The 1358-nt window shown below is 55.7% G+C and carries 1 protein-coding gene; it reads right to left on the bottom strand.

The features are described from left to right. Positions 1–48 precede the first annotated feature (48 nt). Positions 49–1358 (bottom strand): ShlB/FhaC/HecB family hemolysin secretion/activation protein (locus J5224_RS27900; RefSeq protein WP_264628373.1); only part of this gene is annotated, 1310 nt, incomplete at its 5' end.

Below are 1358 nucleotides of genomic sequence, written 5' to 3'. Positions count from 1 at the left end.
CCTTTCAGTGTTGTCCATGTTGTGTCGGGTTGACGTAACCTGTTGAAACTAGAAAGCGAGTGTGGTTTGCCAGTAAAGTGCCCAGCGATCGGGGGCCAGCGTATCGGGGTGGATGAGAGGTTTTCCGAGCGTGATGCTGTGAGCGAAATGTCGTGCATTGAGCGTCAGACCTAATGCGGCACCGACGATGCTGCCACCCTCGGTGCGGCCACGCTGTTTTTTTACCCAGCCACCGTCAAGCGCGGCAATCAGCGTTATATCGCCCAGTGCGGAGAAGATGCCCGGTTGCCAGTTGATCTCGTTGCGCCAGTAAGCCCCCTGCACGCCGCTGAGTGATTGCTCTTTAAACCCGCGCACCGAGTAATGGCCGCCAACTGCAATCTGCTCGTTGGTGTGAAGATTGTGTTGCGAGGTTTGGGCATAGGCGCTGGTGAGGTAATAGAGCGAAGGGGCGAGGGGAAAGAGATAGCTGGCGCTGATGCTGTATTTAAGGAACTGGCTGCGCGGGGCATCTGGTGCATGCGGTCGATCTTTTGTGGCGCCCAAGCCGCGCAGCCCCCAGCTCACGGTGGGATTAAGGGTGGAAAATCCCTTGCCTATCCGGCGGCTGTAATGCGGACTGAGAGCTATACTGTTTACCGTCGTGCTGCTATTGGTCAACACACGGTCGGCGAGGCGGTTCTCTGTGCGTCGGCGTGTGAGCGCCACATCGAATGATAGTTTCTGGTTACCATCACGAAACAACGTGCGGTTAATGCCAAAGCGCTGTGACTGTGACATCCCCTGATAGCGCCAGCGGCTACCGGGAATGGGCTGATGAAAATCATTCCAGTGGTGTTGATAGCTAAATAGCCAATAGCCATAAGGTAATGTGACGCCGCCTGAAAGACTACGATTACGCCTGTCTCTCTGAAATGTCGCATTGCGGGTAGCTGAGAGATTCCAGCGTTCGGCAAGCTGGAACGGGTTATCCAGCGTGGCGGAGCTGCTCATCTGGGCAACGCCGGTATTTTTTTGTCCGCTGTTATCTGCACTGAAACTCACGCTGGCGGGAAACGCTTTGCGCTTACTCACAATCAGTATCCGCGAGTAGCCTGATTGATGACCGGGTTGGATACCGAGCGTCACCGGTTGGGATGTCAGTCGGTTGAGCTGCTCTAACCCTTGCTCGAGATCGCGCAGGTTTAAAAGGCGTCCCTGATTGCCGGGAAAGACCATGGCAAGTGAGTGCGGTGTTTTTCCCTGCTGAGTGATGGACTCGATTCGGCCTTCTGTTATGGCAATGCGCAAGACGCCCGTGGAGACATCCTGTTCCGGTAACCACGCCTGTGAGGTGACATAGCCGCGCTCCAGATAGC

The sequence above is a fragment of the Candidatus Symbiopectobacterium sp. NZEC135 genome (assembly GCF_025962695.1).
This window is presented reverse-complemented; position numbering and strand designations above follow the sequence as displayed.